General features: G+C 70.6%; 14 protein-coding genes. 13 read left to right on the plus strand and 1 reads right to left on the minus strand.

Going from position 1 to position 16,500, the window contains the following annotated elements; all coding sequences use genetic code 11:
* The first annotated feature begins 10 nt into the window (after positions 1 to 10).
* The 4 genes from AB0N59_RS07455 to AB0N59_RS07470 all read left to right on the plus strand — a co-directional run bounded on the left by AB0N59_RS07455 (position 11) and on the right by AB0N59_RS07470 (position 6,827).
* The gene (locus AB0N59_RS07455; protein WP_363480867.1) at positions 11 to 2,503 is read left to right on the plus strand and encodes a glycosyl hydrolase family 65 protein; all 2,493 of its coding nucleotides are present in this window, start codon (positions 11 to 13) and stop codon (positions 2,501 to 2,503) included.
* Between the two features lie 87 nt (positions 2,504 to 2,590).
* Positions 2,591 to 5,320, plus strand: coding sequence for a DNA polymerase III subunit gamma and tau (locus AB0N59_RS07460; protein WP_363480870.1), 2,730 nt, complete (start codon positions 2,591 to 2,593; stop codon positions 5,318 to 5,320).
* Complete coding sequence (gene recR / locus AB0N59_RS07465) at positions 5,320 to 5,913, plus strand: recombination mediator RecR (protein WP_363480873.1); 594 nt, start codon at positions 5,320 to 5,322, stop codon at positions 5,911 to 5,913. Before AB0N59_RS07460 ends, recR begins: the two co-directional genes overlap by 1 nt.
* Complete coding sequence (locus AB0N59_RS07470; protein WP_363480876.1) at positions 5,910 to 6,827, plus strand: DMT family transporter; 918 nt, start codon at positions 5,910 to 5,912, stop codon at positions 6,825 to 6,827. Before recR ends, AB0N59_RS07470 begins: the two co-directional genes overlap by 4 nt.
* 42 nt (positions 6,828 to 6,869) lie before the next feature.
* On the opposite strand, the gene AB0N59_RS07475 is transcribed toward AB0N59_RS07470, so the two are convergent.
* The gene (locus tag AB0N59_RS07475; protein ID WP_363481244.1) at positions 6,870 to 7,271 is read right to left on the minus strand and encodes a DUF2871 domain-containing protein; all 402 of its coding nucleotides are present in this window, start codon (positions 7,269 to 7,271) and stop codon (positions 6,870 to 6,872) included.
* A gap of 165 nt (positions 7,272 to 7,436) precedes the next feature.
* Here AB0N59_RS07475 and AB0N59_RS07480 point away from each other — a divergent pair, with 165 nt between their 5' ends.
* The 9 genes from AB0N59_RS07480 (at position 7,437) to AB0N59_RS07520 (ending at position 16,487) form a co-directional block, all read left to right on the plus strand.
* On the plus strand, positions 7,437 to 8,579 hold the full coding sequence (locus AB0N59_RS07480) for a sensor histidine kinase (RefSeq protein ID WP_363480879.1): 1,143 nt from the start codon (positions 7,437 to 7,439) through the stop codon (positions 8,577 to 8,579).
* Positions 8,576 to 9,190 (plus strand): response regulator transcription factor, encoded by a 615-nt coding sequence (locus AB0N59_RS07485; protein ID WP_363480882.1) that lies wholly within the window; start codon positions 8,576 to 8,578, stop codon positions 9,188 to 9,190. The genes AB0N59_RS07480 and AB0N59_RS07485 overlap by 4 nt, the downstream gene beginning before the upstream one ends.
* 89 nt (positions 9,191 to 9,279) lie before the next feature.
* On the plus strand, positions 9,280 to 10,566 hold the full coding sequence (locus tag AB0N59_RS07490) for an aspartate kinase (RefSeq protein ID WP_204974381.1): 1,287 nt from the start codon (positions 9,280 to 9,282) through the stop codon (positions 10,564 to 10,566).
* Positions 10,567 to 10,577: 11 nt separating this feature from the next.
* Entirely contained in the window at positions 10,578 to 11,054 is a 477-nt protein-coding gene (locus tag AB0N59_RS07495) for a GNAT family N-acetyltransferase (protein ID WP_363480885.1), read from the plus strand.
* Positions 11,055 to 11,177: 123 nt separating this feature from the next.
* A complete protein-coding gene (locus AB0N59_RS07500; RefSeq protein WP_363480888.1) occupies positions 11,178 to 12,251 on the plus strand; it encodes an aspartate-semialdehyde dehydrogenase in 1,074 nt (357 codons plus the stop codon).
* A gap of 83 nt (positions 12,252 to 12,334) precedes the next feature.
* A complete protein-coding gene (locus AB0N59_RS07505) occupies positions 12,335 to 13,807 on the plus strand; it encodes a malate:quinone oxidoreductase (RefSeq protein WP_363480891.1) in 1,473 nt (490 codons plus the stop codon).
* Positions 13,808 to 13,817: 10 nt separating this feature from the next.
* Entirely contained in the window at positions 13,818 to 14,447 is a 630-nt protein-coding gene (locus tag AB0N59_RS07510) for a thymidine kinase (protein ID WP_363480893.1), read from the plus strand.
* Positions 14,448 to 14,515: 68 nt separating this feature from the next.
* Positions 14,516 to 15,235: a GntR family transcriptional regulator gene (locus tag AB0N59_RS07515; protein ID WP_363480896.1), complete on the plus strand. Its 720-nt coding sequence runs from the start codon at positions 14,516 to 14,518 to the stop codon at positions 15,233 to 15,235.
* Positions 15,236 to 15,251: 16 nt separating this feature from the next.
* Complete coding sequence (locus AB0N59_RS07520) at positions 15,252 to 16,487, plus strand: alpha-hydroxy acid oxidase (protein WP_363480899.1); 1,236 nt, start codon at positions 15,252 to 15,254, stop codon at positions 16,485 to 16,487.
* Positions 16,488 to 16,500: the final 13 nt, after the last annotated feature.

Consider the following 16,500-nt stretch of genomic DNA (forward strand, 5'->3'; position numbering starts at 1 on the left):
CGGAGACAGCATGCTCGACCGCGACCGCTACCCCGTCGACCCCTGGCGTCTCATCGAGACCCGTTACGACGAAGAGGGGGTCTCCGAGACCTTCTTCACCGTCGGCAACGGCTACCTCGGTCTGCGCGGCAACCACATCGAAGGGCGCGGCGCCCACGAGCACGGCACCTTCATCAACGGCCTGCACGAGACCTGGCCGATCCGTCACGCCGAGCAGGCATACGGGTTCGCCGAGGTCGGGCAGACGATCGTGAACGCGCCGGATGCCAAGGTCATGCGCGTGTACATCGACGACGAGCCGCTGTCGTTCGACGACATGGAGGTGCACCAGTACTCCCGCACGCTCGACATGCGCACCGGCGTGCTCGAGCGCAACGTCGTCTGGGTCACGCCGTCCGGCAAGCGCGTGCGCATGCGCGACGAGCGCATGGTGAGCTTCGAGGAGCGCCACCTCGCCGTGCTGCGTCTCGAGCTCACCGTCGAGAACGCCGACGCCCCGGTCACCGTGAGCTGCCAGATGCTCAACCGTCAGGACGGCGCAGGCATCTACGCAGGCGACCCGATGGCGGGCAAGGCAGCGGGCAAGGCGGGCTTCGATCCCCGCAAGGCCGAGAAGATCACCGAGCGGGTGCTGCAGCCGGTGGAGTACTGGCAGGACGGCATGCGCTCGGCGCTGTCGTACCGCGTCTCCGACTCGGGCATGACCGTCGCCGTCGTCGCCGACCACCTCATCGAGACCGAGAACGACTACACGGCGCGTTCGCTCGTCGAGCCCGACATCGCGAAGAACGTGTTCCGGGTGCAGGCGAAGGCCGGCGTGCCGATCCGCATCAGCAAGGTGGTCAGCTACCACACGTCGCGGGGCGTGCCTCCGCGCGAGCTCGTCGACCGCTGCCGTCGCTCGCTCGACCGCGTCGGGGTCGAGGGGGTGGATGCCCTGTTCACCGCGCAGCGCGACTGGCTGGCGGCGTTCTGGGAGCGCTCCGATGTGCGCATCGCCGGACACGACGACCTGCAGCAGGCGACCCGGTGGTGCCTCTTCCAGCTCGCGCAGGCGGCCTCGCGTGCCGACGGGCACGGTGTCGCCGCGAAGGGCCTGACCGGTTCGGGGTACAGCGGGCACTACTTCTGGGACACCGAGATCTACGTGCTGCCGTTCCTCACCTACACGTCGCCGCAGTGGGCGAAGAACGCGCTGCGCGCGCGGGTCATGATGCTGCCGGCCGCACGGCGCCGAGCGGCTCAGCTGAACGAGGCGGGAGCGCTGTTCCCCTGGCGCACGATCAACGGCGAAGAGGCATCGGCGTACTACGCCGCCGGTACCGCGCAGTACCACATCAACGCCGACGTCAGCTTCGCGCTCGGCAAGTACGTGCGCGCCACCGGCGATGAGGACTTCCTGCGTCGCGAGGGCGCCGACATCGCCGTGGAGACCGCCCGGCTCTGGGCGACCCTCGGCTTCTGGCGCGGCACGAACGGCGACTCGACCTTCCACATCCACGGCGTGACGGGCCCCGACGAGTACACCACCGTGGTGAACGACAACCTGTTCACCAACGTCATGGCCCGCTACAACCTGCGCTTCGCGGCGCGGGTCGTCGGAGACATGGCAGAGAACGATCCGGCCGCGTACGCGGCTCTCGTCGACCGCACGGGTCTCGACGACGGGGAGCGGGATGCCTGGGCCCGAGCCGCCGAGGCCATCCACATCCCGTACAGCGAGGCGCTGGGCATCCACCCGCAGGACGCCTTCTTCCTCGAGCGCGAGGTGTGGGACCTCGAGGGCACGCCGCCCGAGATGCGCCCGCTGCTGCTGCACTACCACCCGCTGGTCATCTACCGGTTCCAGGTGCTCAAGCAGGCCGACGTGGTGCTGGCACTCTTCCTGCAGGGCAACCACTTCACCGACGAGGAGAAGCTGGCCGACTTCGACTACTACGACCCGCTGACGACGGGTGACTCGACGCTGTCGGCTGTCGTGCAGTCGATCATGGCGGCAGAGGTCGGCTATCAGGACCTCGCCCGCGAGTACTTCGAGCAGGCGCTGTACGTCGACCTGGGCGACCTGCACCACAACGCGGCCGACGGTGTGCACGTGGCGTCGACCGGTGGCGTCTGGACCGCACTGGTCAGCGGCTTCGGCGGCATGCGCGACCACGACGGCGAGCTGAGCTTCGACCCGCGTCTGCCCTCCGACTGGCCCGAGCTGTCGTACCCGCTGCAGTGGCGGGGCTCGCAGCTGCAGGTCACCATCACCCGCGATCGCCTGCATCTCGAGGTGCGCGAGGGCGACCCGGTGGAGTTCACCGTGCGCGGCGCGGCGCATCGCGCGGCGGTGGGGGAGCCGGCCGCCGTACTGCTCGCCGGTCAGGGGCCGCGGCGCCCGGGCCGCCCGACCCTGCGCGGCATCGCGGATGCCCGTCGCGACGACGGCACGCGCCTGTCGGCGTCGGTGCCGGTGACCACCACGACGATCCCGATCATCGACGCCTACGAGGACTGATCCCGCAGCCCTCCCACGTCTCGGCGCGGCCGTGGCGGGGAGGACCCGGAGAGGGCTGGTGTCGGCGGTACGCCGTAGGCTGTTCTGGTGACGACAGCCCTGTACCGCCGCTACCGGCCCGAGACGTTCGGCGAGATGATCGGGCAGTCCCAGGTGACCGATCCTCTGATGACCGCGCTGCGCGGCGACCGTGTCGGGCACGCCTATCTGTTCTCCGGGCCCCGCGGCTGCGGAAAGACCACGTCGGCGCGCATTCTCGCGCGCTGCCTGAACTGCGCCGAGGGGCCGACAGACACCCCGTGCGGCGTGTGCCCCAGCTGCGTCGAGCTGTCGCGCGCCGGCGGCGGATCGCTCGACGTGGTCGAGATCGACGCGGCGAGCCACAACGGCGTCGATGACGCGCGCGACCTGCGCGAGCGCGCGACCTTCGCTCCGAGCCGCGACCGGTTCAAGATCTTCATCCTCGATGAGGCGCACATGGTCACGCCGCAGGGCTTCAACGCGCTGCTGAAGCTGGTCGAAGAGCCACCAGCGCACGTGAAGTTCATCTTCGCCACGACCGAGCCCGAGAAGGTGCTGGGCACGATCCGCTCGCGCACGCACCACTACCCGTTCCGTCTCGTGCCGCCGGCGGCCATGCTCGAGTACGTCGAGAAGCTGTGCGCCGAAGAGGGCGTGCAGGTCGAGCAGGGCGTGCTGGCTCTCGTCGTGCGCGCCGGCGGCGGATCGCCGCGCGACACGCTCTCGCTGCTCGACCAGCTGATCGCGGGTTCCGACGAGGGCAACGTGACCTACGAGCGCGCCGTTGCTCTGCTCGGCTACACGCACGCCGCACTGCTCGACGAGATCGTCGACGCGCTCGCCGCGGGCGATGCGGCATCCGCCTTCCCCGCCGTCGACCGGGTCGTGCAGACCGGGCAGGATCCGCGCCGGTTCGTCGACGACCTGCTCGAACGGCTGCGCGACCTCATCGTCATCCAGGCCGTCGGCGATGGCGCGTCCGCTGTGCTGCGCGGCATCCCTGCCGATGAGATGGAGCGCATGCAGGCGCAGGCCGCCGCCTTCGGCGCCGTGCGCCTGTCGCGCACGGCCGACCTGGTCAGTCAGGCGCTCGACGACATGAGCGGCGCGACCTCGCCCCGCCTGCACCTCGAGCTGATGGTCGCACGCGTGCTCGCCGGGGCGCCGAGGGATGCCGGTGCCGCAGCGCCCCAGGGCGCTCCCGCGCACAGCGCATCGACGCGGAGCACAGCCGCGCAGCGCCCGGCCGCACAGGCTCCGGCGGCACAGGCTCCGGCGGCACCGGCCCTTGCTGCACCGGCCCCTGCTGCACCGGCCCCTGCTGCAGCGGCTCCTGCCGCCCCCGCTCCGGCCGCTGCAGGCCAGGCCACTGCCGCCGGTGCTGCTGCCCCGGGCTCCACGCCGTCGCCCGCTGACCCCACGAAGCCCGCCGCTCCCGAGCCCGCTGCATCCGCCGAGCCCACGGCGGTGTCGCCCGTGATCGTCGAGAACCTCACGCACGCAGCCGTGACGCCGCCCGCCTCCGGCTCGCAGTCCGCCTCCGGCGCCCCTGCGGACGAGGCGAGCGCAGCGCGGCCGCCTCAGCCGGAGGCATCCGCAGCGACGGGCCCGACCGCACCGACCGCGACGCCCGCCAGTGCGCCTGCAACCGCTCAGCCTTCGGCGCCCGAGCAGGCCCCGACCGCAAGCGCCCAGCCGGAGCGAAGCCAGGCCTCGCAGGCGCCGAGCGCACCGGCGCCGGGCGGACCCGTGACCTTCGAGCAGATCTCCTCGGCCTGGCCCGCGGTGCTCACCCGTCTCGAGTCGATCAGCCGCGCCTCGTGGCTCGTCGTCACGGGCATCCAGCCGCTGTCCTTCGACAGCGCCACCGATGTGCTCACGCTCGGCTTCTCGAGCCCGAGCGATGTTCCGAAGTTCAAGGGCACCACGCCGGGCAAGGGCACCTCCGATCACCTGCGCACGGCGATCGAGCAGGAGCTGGGCGTGACGGTGAAGTACCGGCCCGCGCCGCTGCCGCCTGGGGGAGCGGGGGGCGCTGCCGCGCCCGGCGGCCCTGCGCCGAGCGGGCCCTCGACCTCCGGCCCCGGTCCTGCACCGTCGTCGCCCGCGCCGACGGGCGATGACGCGCCCGCCGCCGGATGGGCGAATCCGATGAGCGGACCCCAGGATCTCGGCGCCGCGAACGGGGGTTCGAGCTCCTCTGCGCAGGCGCAGCCACGTGCGAACGGCGCGGCGCGGGCATCCGGATCCTCTTCCTCGACCACCTCGCGACCGGCCTCGGCCGCCGTCACGGAATGGGCCGTCGCGCCTATCCCGTCGTCGGCTCCCTCCGGCGCCCCGGCGGGGCAGGGCGCACCCGTCGCGACCATCGCGCCGCAGCCGCAGTTCCCGGTCGATGAAGAGCCCGCCGAGGTCGAAGCCGCGGCATCCGCTCCGCTTCCGCCGCGCGATGGCGACGTCGACGCCCCGCCGCCACCACCTGACGACGAGTACCCGCCGTACGACGACGAGCCGCCGTACGACCCCGAGTACGACGAGCCGCCCCGGCAGAGCACCCCGCCCACGGCGTCCGCGTCCGCACCGCCCGCCGCACCAGGTGCCGCGCGCAGCGCCGCGCCCGCGGGCAGGCCCCAGCAGGCCGCAGCACGTCCTTCCCTCCGCGAGGTGCCGCCCGCAGCCACCCGCCCCCCGGCCTCCGACGGCGTCGAGCGCCGCGGCGAGGCCGTCATCCGCCAGGTGCTCGGCGCGAGGTTCATCCGCGAAGAGCCCTACCAGCCCCCATCGAGGTTCTCCTGATGTACGACGGAATCGTTCAGGAGCTGATCGACGAGTTCGGTCGCCTGCCCGGCATCGGCCCGAAGTCCGCGCAGCGCATCGCGTTCCACATCCTTCAGACGCCGTCGTTCGACGTCTCCCGGCTCTCCGAGCTGCTCACCGAGGTGCGTGCGCGCGTGCGCTTCTGCGAGGTCTGCGGCAACGTGTCCGAGCACGACCGCTGTGCGATCTGCCGCGATCCGCGCCGCAACCCCGAGCTCATCTGCGTCGTGGAGGACGCGAAGGACGTCGCGGCGATCGAGCGCACCCGCGAATTCCGCGGTCTCTATCACGTGCTCGGCGGCGCGATCAGCCCGATCGCCGGCGTCGGCCCCGACGACCTGCGCATCGCTCAGCTGATGACCCGGCTCGCAGACGGCACGGTGCAGGAGGTCATCCTCGCGACCAACCCCAACCTCGAGGGAGAGGCGACCGCCAGCTACCTCAGCCGGCTGCTGACCAGCATGGCGATCACGGTGTCGCGACTGGCATCCGGTCTGCCCGTCGGCGGCGACCTCGAATACGCCGATGAGGTGACGTTGGGGCGGGCCTTCGAAGGCCGCCGCCGTCTGTGAGCGCGCACCACGCAGGGTTCACCCGCAAGGGCTGGATCCTGTTCGCCGTGATGGCCTTCGTCTGGGGCATCACGTACCTGTTCATCAAAGAGGCCGTGCACTCGTTCTCGCCTCCCGCGGTCGTGGCCGGCCGCACCCTGCTCGGCGGGCTCGTGCTGCTGCCGTTCGCTCTGCGCAGCGGCGCCCTCGCGGCGGCCTGGAAGCACTGGCCGTGGGTGCTCGCCTTCGGTCTCATAGAGATGGCGGGTCCGTTCCTGCTGCTCAGTCATGCCGAGACGCAGCTGCCCTCGGGGCTCACCGGCCTGCTCGTGTCGACCGTGCCGCTGTTCTCCGTGATCATCGCGCTGCTGCGCGGCGACCGATCGGCCCTCGCGCCGATCAGGCTCGGGGGACTGCTGCTCGGGTTCGCGGGCGTCGCCGTGGTCGTCGCGGGACCGGGACTCTTCCCCCACGGTGCCGGCAGCGCCTTCGCGATCGGCGAGATCCTGCTGACCGCGGTGATGTACGCGATCGCGCCGTTCATCATCGCCCTCAAGCTCAGGGACGTGCCCTCGCTCGGCACCATCACGCTCGCGCTCTTCGCGATCGGTATCGGCTACCTGCCGGCCGCGCTGCTCACGCAGCACGAGGTGCCCACTGCACGGGCGACCGTCTCTCTGCTGCTGCTCGGCGTCGTCTGCACGGCGCTCGCGTTCGTCGCCTTCTTCGCGCTCATCCGCGAGGTGGGCCCGGTGCGCGCGCCGCTGTTCACCTACATCAACCCGATCGTCGCGATCCTGCTCGGCACGATCGTGCTCTCCGAGCCGCTGACGCCGGGTCTGCTGATCGGCTTCCCGATCGTGCTGGTCGGATGCTGGTTCGCCGCGACCGGCGGAAGACTGAGGCCGCGCGAGCCGCAGCCGCCGCAGATCTGACCGCGACCCCGAAGGGCTTCTGACGGCGGCAGGCCCTGGGGCTCAGCGGCTGACGGCCTTGCGCAGCATGAGCAGCAGAAGCACGAAGCCCGCACCGAGCAGCATGTGCCCGGTTCCTGCGATCCCGGCGATCATCTTCGACGACTCCTCGCCGAGAACCTGCAGCATTCCGTGCCAGACGAGGCCCGCCGCCGAGATCACGACGCCGGCGTTGTAGATCCAGAAGAACCAGCGGAACAGACGGCTGCCCGACAGGTCGAACACCTTCTCCAGCGCCATCACGATGAGCAGCACGATCACCCCCAGGGTGAGGATGTGCGTGTGCGCGAGGCCCAGCTGACCGTGCATGCCCTCCGTGTAGCCGTTCAGCTTCGTGAACTCGCGGTAGAACAGCCCCGCGGCGAGGCCGACGAGCGTGTACGCGGTGACCGCACCGAGCAGCATCCGCAGCGCGGAGTTCTGAGAGGGTGCGGGCGAGGGCGCGGTGGAAGAGGCGAGGGCGGTGTCTGTCATGGCATCCAGCCTCTCCGCACGTCGCAGCCGACGGATCCATCGAAGGATCGATCTTCTGCGGCTGCGCCCGACGCGCCGAGCGGTGAGAATCTAAGGGTGAGTTCCGATCGTCGACGACTGCTGCGCGCCGCACGCTTCGCGCTGCACCTGATCACCGTCGCGCTCGTCGTCGTGACGACCGTGCGTGCGGTCGTCGACGGCGCGGAGCTGCTGCCGGCCGCCCTCGCCGCCGGTGGTTTCCTCGCCTGGTACGGAGCCGGCGCGGCTTTCGCGCACGGCAGAGCGGCGGGCTGGTGGCTCGTCGGCCTCGGTGCGATCTGGACGGCGATGCTCGCGCTGTCGCCCGAGTTCGTCTGGCTGTCGTTCCCGCTGCTGCTGCTCGCCGGTCACGTGCTCACGGCGCGGTGGTCGGCCCTGTTCGCGGCCGTCGTGCTCGCCGCAGCCATCGCCGCCCCTCACCTGCACGGCGTCGAGGTCACCTTCGCGCATCTGGCCGGACCGCTGCTCGGCGGCGGCTTCGCGCTCGCCGTCTCGCTCGGCTATGACGCGCTGCTGAGAGACGCCGTGGAGCGCGAAGAGCTGATCGCCTCGCTGCTGCGTGCGCAGCACGAGATGGCGGGGCTGCAGGACGAGCTCGCCCGCACGCAGCGTGACGCGGGGGCCGCTCGCGAGCGCACGCGGCTCGCACGCGACCTGCACGACACGATCGCGCAGGAGCTCAGCTCGGTCTCGCTGCTGGCCAGGGGAGGAGACGCCGACCGGATGCCGCAGATCGACGCCCTCGCCCAGCACTCGCTGACCGAGCTGCGCCGCATCGTCGCCGCGCTCGCGCCAGCCGAGCTGGAGGGCACGGCCCTCGCCGGCGCTTTGCAGCGTCTGCTCGATGCGCTCGCCGCAGACACCGGCATCCGGGCCGAACTCGACGTCGATGAGGCGCCGCCTGCGCTGCCGACTCCCGTCGAGGTGACGCTGCTGCGCATCGCGCAGTCGGCGCTGGCCAATGTGCGACAGCACTCCGCAGCAGACCTGGTGCGGGTGGTGCTCGCGAGCGAGGGCGACCGCGCGGTGCTGCAGATCTCGGACGACGGCCGGGGCTTCGACACGACAGCCCTCGAGGCCCGCACGCGCTCGTACGGGCTGATCGCGATGCGATCACGCCTTCGGGAGCTGGGCGGCGAACTGCGCATCGACAGCGCGCCGGGGGAGGGCACGACGATCCGCGCGGAGGTCGGACGATGAGCATCCGGCTGCTGATCGTCGATGACCATCCGATCGTCCGCGCCGGTCTGCGCAGCGTGATCGAGCGGCGGGGGTTCGACGTCGTCGCCGAGGCGGCGAGCGGCGAAGAGGCGGTCGCGCTGGCATCCGACCTGCATCCTGACGTCGTGCTCTGCGATCTGCGGCTGGGGGAGGGGATCGACGGCGTCGAGACGACCGCCGCGCTGCGCTCCGCCCCGCGCCCGCCCGCGGTGATCATCCTGACCACGTTCGACCACGACGCGCAGATCGTGCGGGCGCTGGAGGCCGGGGCGGCCGGATATCTGCTGAAGGACGTCGCGACCGAGGTCATCGCCAAGGCGATCACGGATGCCGCCGCCGGGGCGCTCGTGTTCGGCCCGGACGATCGTCGACTGGTCGAGGCGCTGCGTGCGCCCCGCGTCGAGCTCACCCCGCGCGAGCTCGAGGTGCTCCGGCGCGTCGACGAGGGGGCGAGCAATCGCGAGATCGCCGCGCAGCTGTTCATCGCCGAGGCGACCGTCAAGACGCACGTCGTGCACCTGCTCGAGAAGCTCGGCGTGCCGGGGCGCAGCGCGGCCGCTGCCGAGGCCAGGCGGCGCGGACTGATCTGAGCGACCAGCCCGTCACATGCGGAGGGCGGCATGAGGGCGATCCGTAGAATGTGCGTGGGCGGATCCGCCCATCGTCCCCGGGAGTGATCGTGGCCCTGATCGTGCAGAAGTACGGCGGTTCGTCCGTCGCCGACGCAGAGAGCATCAAGCGCGTCGCCAAGCGCATCGTCGACACCCGTCGTGCCGGCCACGACGTCGTGGTCGCGGTGAGCGCGATGGGCGACACGACCGACGAGCTGCTCGACCTCGCGAACGAGGTCGCGCCGATCCCCGCCCCGCGCGAGCTCGACATGCTGCTCTCGAGCGGTGAGCGCATCTCGATGGCCCTGCTGGCGATGGCGATCCACTCGATGGGCTTCGAGGCCAGGTCGTTCACCGGCAGCCAGGCGGGCATGATCACCGACTCGCAGCACGGCTCGGCGCGCATCGTCGATGTCACGCCCGTGCGTCTGCGCGAGGCCCTCGACGAGGGCGCGATCGTCATCGTCGCCGGCTTCCAGGGCTTCAACCGCGACACCCGCGACATCACCACGCTCGGCCGCGGCGGCTCCGACACCACGGCCGTCGCGCTCGCCGCGGCGCTCAACGCCGACGTCTGCGAGATCTACAGCGACGTCGACGGCATCTTCACGGCCGATCCGCGGGTCATCCCGCGCGCTCGCAAGCTCGACCACGTCTCCAGCGAGGAGATGCTCGAGCTCGCCGCCAACGGCGCGAAGGTGCTGTACATCCGCGCCGTCGAGTACGCCCGCCGTCACGGCGTGCTCATCCACGCCCGCTCGACGTTCTCGTCGTCCGAGGGCACCTACGTTCTCGGCGAGGGAATGAAGAACCCGCGCGCCACCGAGGGAGAAGTCATGGAAGAACCGATCGTCGCCGGAGTCGCCACCGACCTCAGCCAGGCCAAGATCACCGTCGCCGGCGTGCCCGACGTGCCTGGCAAGGCAGCCGAGATCTTCAAGATCGTCTCGAAGGCCGGCGCGAACGTCGACATGATCGTGCAGAACGTGTCGGCGGCATCGACGGGCCGCACCGACATCTCGTTCACGCTGCCTAAGGCCGACGCCCCGGCGACGCTCAAGGCGCTCGCGGCCGAGCAGGGCGAGGTCGGCTTCGAGAGCCTGCTGCACGACGACCAGATCGGCAAGCTGTCGGTGGTCGGCGCGGGCATGCGCACGCACTCCGGCGTCTCGGCGATCCTCTTCGAGGCGCTCAGCGCGGGCGGCATCAACATCGAGATGATCTCGACCTCCGAGATCCGCATCTCGGTGGTGCTGCGCGGCGACGACCTCGCCGAGGCGGCGCGCACCGTGCACAGCGCCTACGGTCTCGACAGCGAGATCGAGGCGGTCGTGCACGCAGGCACCGGTCGCTGATCGCCAGGCGCATGATGCGGAATCCGGACACCGTGCACCCGCCGACCATCCGCGCGGTGCAGCCGGCCGACCGCGACGCGTGGGGTGAGCTTTTCGCCGCATACCGCGCCTTCTATCGGCTCGACGCCGACCCAGCGGTCGTCGAGACCGTCTGGGAATGGCTGGGCGATCCTGCGCACGAGCTGCAGGGCCTGGTCGCGGTGCGCGACGGCATCCCGATCGGCATCGCGCACTGGCGGCGCTTCGCGCGTCCGTCGCGCGGCGCGACGGCGATCTTCCTCGACGACCTGTTCACCTCTCCGGATGCGCGAGGCGCGGGGGTCGGCTCGGCGCTGATCGCGCGGCTGCAGCGGATCGCCGCCGACGAGGGTCTCGCGGAGGTGCGCTGGATCACCTCCGAGTCGAACGTGGACGCGCAGCGACTCTACGAGCGCATCGCGTCGCGAGCTCCGTTCCACACGTACATCGCCCCGCCCTCCGCAGGCTGAAACGGCCGGCCTGGGCGTCGTCGCGAGCGGGTAGACTCACGGCAACCCTGACATCGGTGCCAGGCGCAGCGTCCGCACCCTGGGGCTGAGCCTGGCGCATCGTCTCCACGCCAAGGATCCCCCATGACCCGTATCTCCGAATCCGGATTCTCGATCGCCATCGTCGGCGCGACCGGCCAGGTCGGCACCGTGATGCGCGACATCCTCGCCGAGCGCTCGTTCCCCGTGCGCGAGCTGCGGCTGTTCGCCTCGGCCCGCTCCGCGGGTACCGCCATCGACTTCGGCGGGGTCGACGTCATCGTCGAGGACGTCGAGACGGCCGACGCCTCCGGCATCGACATCGCGCTGTTCTCGGCAGGAGCGACGGCCAGCCGCGCGTACGCGCCGAAGTTCGCCGAGGCCGGCGCCGTGGTCGTCGACAACTCGAGCGCGTGGCGCATGGACCCCGAAGTGCCGCTGGTGGTCAGCGAGGTGAATCCGGATGCCATGGACGAGCGTCCCAAGGGCATCATCGCCAACCCGAACTGCACCACCATGGCCGCCATGCCGGTGCTGAAGGCGCTGCACGCAGATGCGGGCCTCGAGCGCCTCATCGTCAGCACCTACCAGGCCGTGTCGGGATCCGGTCTCGCCGGCGCGCAGGAGCTGCTCGGGCAGGTCGAGGGCGTGCTCGCCCAGGGTGACACGCTTCGCCTCGTGCACGACGGATCAGCCGTCGACTTCCCGCAGCCCGAGAAGTACGTCGCGCCCATCGCGTTCGACGTCATCCCGCTCGCCGGCTCGATCGTCGACGACGGCGACAACGAGACCGACGAAGAGAAGAAGCTCCGCAACGAGAGCCGCAAGATCCTCGGCCTGCCCGACCTGCGGGTCGCGGGCACCTGCGTGCGTGTGCCGGTCTTCACCGGCCATTCGCTGTCGATCCACGCCGAGTTCGCGAACGACATCACTCCCGAGCGCGCGCGTGAGGTGCTGGCATCCGCTCCTGGCGTGGCCCTCGAAGAGGTGCCGACGCCGCTGCAGGCCGCCGGCAGCGACCCCAGCTACGTCGGACGCATCCGCGCCGATCAGTCCGCTCCCGAGGGCAAGGGCCTGGTGCTGTTCATCAGCAACGACAACCTGCGCAAGGGCGCCGCGCTGAACGCCGTGCAGATCGCGGAAGAGCTCACGAAGCGCCTGACGCCGGCCGGCGTCTGACCCTCGCTGCGCGGGGCCGAGTGCCCCGCGCAGCGCTCCGTCAGGCGGAAATCCGCACGGTTGCGGACGACTAGACTGTTCTGGTGACCGAAACCGTCGATGTCGTTCTGATCGGTGGGGGCATCATGTCCGCCACGCTGGGTACCCTGCTGCACGAGCTGCAGCCGGACTGGAAGATCGTCGCCTACGAGCGACTCGGCGACGTCGCCGAAGAGAGCTCCAACCCGTGGAACAACGCCGGAACCGGTCACGCTGCGCTGTGCGAGCTGAACTACATGCCGCAGGGCAAGGACGGCTCGCTCGATCCCGCGAAGGCGATCTCGATCAACGAGCAGTTCCAGCAGAGCCGGGAGTTCTGGTCGTCCCTCGTCGAGCGCGGCGTGCTCGACGGGCCGTCGACCTTCATCAACTCGGTTCCGCACATGACCTTCGTGCGCGGTGAGAAGGACGTCGCGTTCCTGAAGGCGCGGTACGAGGTGCTGAAGAAGCAGCCGCTGTTCGAGGGCATCGAGTACAGCGAGGACTCCCGCGTCATCAACAAGTGGGCTCCGCTGCTCATGCAGAAGCGTCGCAAGGGCGAGCCGTTCGCCGCGACCCGCGTGCCGTCGGGCACCGATGTCGACTTCGGTGCGCTGACGCACCAGCTCTTCGACCACCTGGCCTCGTCCGGCGTGCAGGTGCGCACCGACCACGAGGTGCGCAGCCTCAAGCGTCAGGGCGACGGCAGCTGGCTCGTCAAGTACCGCCACGTCATCGGACGCACCCCCGGGCAGGTCAAGGCGCGGTTCGTCTTCGTGGGTGCGGGTGGCTGGGCGCTCAAGCTGCTGCAGAACAGCGGCATCCCCGAGATCAAGGGCTACGGCGTCTTCCCGATCGGCGGACAGTTCCTGAAGACCACGAACCCCGAGGTCGTCGCGCAGCACCAGGCCAAGGTGTACTCGCAGGCGGCCGTCGGCGCACCGCCGATGTCGGTGCCGCACCTCGACACCCGCGTGGTCGAGGGCGAGACGTCGCTGATGTTCGGGCCGTTCGCGACGTTCAGCCCGAAGTTCCTGAAGCACGGCTCGCTGCTCGACATCGTCACGCAGGTGCGCCCGCACAACCTGTGGCCCATGCTGCGGGTCGCCTTCGCGAATCCCGACCTCATCACCTACCTGCTGAGCGAGCTCGTGAAGGGCCACCGCAAGAAGGTCGACAACCTGCGCACCTTCGTTCCCACCGCGAAGGACGAGGACTGGACGCTCATCCAGGCCGGTCAGCGCGCGCAGGTCATGAAGAAGGATCCCGAGAAGGGCGGGGTGCTGCAGTTCGGCACCGAGGTCGTGGCCGCAGAAGACGGCACGATCGCCGGCCTGCTCGGTGCGTCGCCCGGTGCGTCGACGGCCGTGCCGATCATGCTCGGCCTGCTCAAGCGCTGCTTCCCCGAGCAGTACGCGGGCTGGGAGCCGAAGCTCAAGGACCTCATCCCGACGATGGGCCGACGACTCAACGACGACGCGGATTCCGCTGAGAAGTCGATGAGCGCGACGGCATCCGTCCTCTCGCTCACGGCCTGATCGCGCGACCGTGGCGAAGCTCTACTTCCGCTACGGCGCGATGAACTCGGGCAAGTCCACCGCACTGCTGCAGGCCGCGTACAACTACGAGGAGCGCGGGCAGCGGGTGCTGCTGGCCAAGCCCGCGATCGACACGAAGGGCGCCTCTCAGATCGAGAGCCGGCTCGGCATGACCCGCGAGGTCGACTTCCTCATCGGGCCCGACGACGACGCGCGGGAGCTGTTCCTGCGTGAACGCGCCCGGGTGCGCTCCGAGGCGGCCGACGAGCTGCTGCCGGCCGAGCCGCGCGACGTCGCCTGCCTGCTCGTCGACGAGGCGCAGTTCCTCACGACCGAGCAGATCGACGACCTGTTCCGCATCGCGGTGCTCGAGGGCATCCCGGTGATGGCCTACGGCATCCGCAACGACTTCCGCACCCACGCCTTTCCGGGGTCGGCCCGGCTGCTCGCCATCGCGCACTCGCTCGAAGAGCTGAAGACGATCTGCCGATGCGGCCGCAAGGCCGTCTTCAACGGCCGGCTCGTCGACGGCCGATTCGTGTTCTCCGGCGATCAGGTCGCGATCGACGGCGCCGAGGTGACGTACGAGTCGCTGTGCGGCAACTGCTATCTCGAGGAGTCCGGCGGAGCCCTCGACTGAGCGCGCGACCGTCCGCTTGCGTGGTCTGACCACAGGGCGTAGCCTGTGGTCTGACCACAGGAGGACGAATGGCGGAACCAGTCGCGCCGGGCCGCGCCTGGCGCACGGTTCTCGAGCGGATCGAGAACGACCTGCTCAGCGGCGCTCTCGGTCCGGGTGATCGGCTGCCGTCGGAGCGCGACCTGTCGGCCGATCTCGGCGTCGGCCGCTCGAGCGTCCGCGAGGCGCTGCGCGTGCTCGAGGTGATGGGTTTGATCCGCACCTCCACCGGCTCCGGCCCCCAGGCGGGCGCGATCGTGATCGCCGCGCCGTCAGGCGGGATGGCAGCCCTGCTGCGCCTGCAGGTCGCCGCTCAGGGCTTCCCGCTGACGGATGTCGTGCAGACGCGCCTCGTGCTGGAGGACGCCGTCGTGGCCGCGCTGAGCGCCGACCCGCAGCGCGACCTCACCGTGGTGCACTCCGTGCTCGACGCGATGGACGCCGACACGCTCACCTCCGGCGAGTTCCTCGCGCTCGACGCCTCGCTGCACTACGCCCTCGCCGAGGCGGCGGGCAACACCGTCATCACCGCGACGATGGCGGGCCTTCGCACCGCCATCGAGTCGTACGTCGTCGAAGGCGCGGCGCGGATCGCGCGGTGGGATGCCATGGCGTCCCGCCTGCGCGCCGAGCACCGTGCCATCGTCGCCGCGATCGAACAGGGCGACGTGTCGAAGGCCAAGACGCTCGTGAACTCCCACATCACCGGCTACTACACCGCCGCCGGGCTCGTGCCCGGCGCCGACTGACCGAGAGGACGCGCTGATGGTCACCCGCCAGCTTCCCAACCCCGTCGAGCTGCTCGAGCTGATGAAGTTCAAGAAGCCCGAGCTGAACGCGCGCAAGCGCCGGCTCGAGGCCGCGCTCACGATCGACGACCTGCGGCTGATCGCCAAGCGCCGCACTCCGAAGGCCGCGTTCGACTACACCGACGGCGCGGCCGAAGGCGAGCTCTCGCTCACACGCGCGCGGCAGGCCTTCCAGGACGTCGAGTTCCACCCCGGCATCCTCAAGCCCGCCCCCGACGTCGACACGAGCATCGAGATCCTCGGGGAGCGCTCGGCGCTGCCGTTCGGCATCGCCCCGACCGGGTTCACGCGACTGATGCAGACCGAGGGCGAGGTGGCGGGTGCGGGCGCCGCCGGGGCAGCCGGCATCCCCTTCACTCTCTCGACGCTCGGCACGACCTCGATCGAGGCGGTTCGGGATGCCAATCCCGACGGTCGCAACTGGTTCCAGCTGTACGTGATGCGCGACCGGGAGATCTCGTACGAGCTGACCCGTCGCGCGGCAGCCGCCGGCTTCGACACCCTGCATTTCACGGTCGACACCCCGGTGGCGGGGGCGCGCCTGCGCGACAAGCGCAACGGCTTCAGCATCCCGCCGCAGCTGACGCTCGGGACGATCGTCAACGCCATCCCGCGGCCGTGGTGGTGGTATGACTTCCTCACCACGCCCAAGCTCGAGTTCGCGTCGCTGAGTGCGACCGGAGGCACGGTGGGGGAGCTGCTGGATGCCGCGATGGACCCCACCATCAGCTACGACGACCTCGCGGTGATCCGGGATCTGTGGCCGGGCCGCATCGTGATCAAGGGAGTGCAGACCGTCGAGGACTCGCTGCGCCTGCGCGACGCGGGAGTCGACGGCATCGTGCTGTCGAACCATGGCGGACGGCAGCTCGATCGCGCGCCGATCCCGTTCCACCTGCTGCCGGATGTGCGCAAGGCGGTCGGCGACGACTTCACGGTGATGATCGACACCGGGATCATGAACGGCGCCGACATCGTCGCCTCGATCGCCCTCGGTGCCGACTTCACGCTCATCGGCCGCGCCTATCTGTACGGGCTGATGGCCGGCGGGCGACAGGGAGTCGACCGCACGATCGCGATCCTGCGCGGCGAGATCGAGCGGACCATGCGCCTGCTCGGCGTCTCGACGCTCGACGAGCTCACGCCGGGGCATGTCACGCAGCTGACGCGACTCGCGCCGATGCCGCGCTGACGGCGCTGACCGC

The sequence above is a fragment of the Microbacterium sp. NPDC089321 genome, assembly GCF_040684935.1.
In the GTDB taxonomy this organism is placed as follows: domain Bacteria; phylum Actinomycetota; class Actinomycetes; order Actinomycetales; family Microbacteriaceae; genus Microbacterium.

What these genes read in the sequence shown, in the direction of transcription:
- AB0N59_RS07500 (WP_363480888.1), top strand. Translation starts at nt 11,178, where the DNA reads ATGACCCGTATCTCCGAATCCGGATTCTCGATCGCCATCGTCGGCGCG.
- AB0N59_RS07485 (WP_363480882.1), top strand. Translation starts at nt 8,576, where the DNA reads ATGAGCATCCGGCTGCTGATCGTCGATGACCATCCGATCGTCCGCGCC.
- AB0N59_RS07515 (WP_363480896.1), top strand. Translation starts at nt 14,516, where the DNA reads ATGGCGGAACCAGTCGCGCCGGGCCGCGCCTGGCGCACGGTTCTCGAG.
- AB0N59_RS07520 (WP_363480899.1), top strand. Translation starts at nt 15,252, where the DNA reads ATGGTCACCCGCCAGCTTCCCAACCCCGTCGAGCTGCTCGAGCTGATG.
- recR (WP_363480873.1), top strand. Translation starts at nt 5,320, where the DNA reads ATGTACGACGGAATCGTTCAGGAGCTGATCGACGAGTTCGGTCGCCTG.
- AB0N59_RS07475 (WP_363481244.1), bottom strand. Translation starts at nt 7,271, where the DNA reads ATGCTGCTCGGTGCGGTCACCGCGTACACGCTCGTCGGCCTCGCCGCG.
- AB0N59_RS07455 (WP_363480867.1), top strand. Translation starts at nt 11, where the DNA reads ATGCTCGACCGCGACCGCTACCCCGTCGACCCCTGGCGTCTCATCGAG.
- AB0N59_RS07495 (WP_363480885.1), top strand. Translation starts at nt 10,578, where the DNA reads ATGATGCGGAATCCGGACACCGTGCACCCGCCGACCATCCGCGCGGTG.